The sequence below is a fragment of the Parabacteroides sp. AF39-10AC genome (assembly GCF_003635405.1).
Lineage (GTDB): Bacteria > Bacteroidota > Bacteroidia > Bacteroidales > Tannerellaceae > Parabacteroides > Parabacteroides distasonis.
Genome location: NZ_QTLP01000091.1, coordinates 1 through 536 on the forward strand (window position 1 = coordinate 1; position 536 = coordinate 536).

Sequence of the window (536 nt, forward strand, 5' to 3'; positions counted from 1 at the left end):
AACATTAGCAATAAAATGTAAAATGAATAAAATACCATTCAATTATGCTGAGCAATAAAATAATAGAACATCTGAAACAACAAGGCATCTATTCTGAAAAGGAAGATGAAAAATACAAAGCAGCTTTAATCAATTTAGGTGTTGATTTGAATAGTGATTTTGCATTTTTCAATTTACATACTACTGAAATTACATTTCTTGGGCGGCATAGTGAAATGTATAATGTATGTTGGTTCAGTATTTATTCGAACGATTTGAGTTATGCTATCGAATCTGCTCGGAATATCCTAAAGTTACCAGATGAATACCTTCCATTAGATAGTTTTGAAGCAGAAGGTGGTTTCTTTTATAATCGTAAAACAGAGGAAGTTCTTGAAATTGAATTGGGCGAAAAACTAATCAATTTCCAGAATGGAAAGTTATTACCACAATGGAAAGACTTTAATTCTTTTTTGGAATGGTATTTTAAATTAGAATAAAAATATTGCTAACAAGTAGATAAGCAACCCGAACAGGTTACTATCTACATCCCATTA

The 536-nt window shown here is 30.0% G+C and carries 1 protein-coding gene; it reads left to right on the forward strand.

Translation table 11 applies throughout. From position 1 onward, the window contains the following. Positions 1 to 44: 44 nt before the first annotated feature. Positions 45 to 479 carry a hypothetical protein gene (locus tag DW033_RS24340; protein WP_117899992.1) on the forward strand — a complete coding sequence of 145 codons (435 nt, stop codon included), beginning with the start codon at positions 45 to 47 and terminating at the stop codon, positions 477 to 479. Positions 480 to 536: the final 57 nt, after the last annotated feature.

Coding starts and splice junctions, on each gene's coding strand:
- DW033_RS24340 (WP_117899992.1), top strand. CDS start 45: ATGCTGAGCAATAAAATAATAGAACATCTGAAACAACAAGGCATCTAT.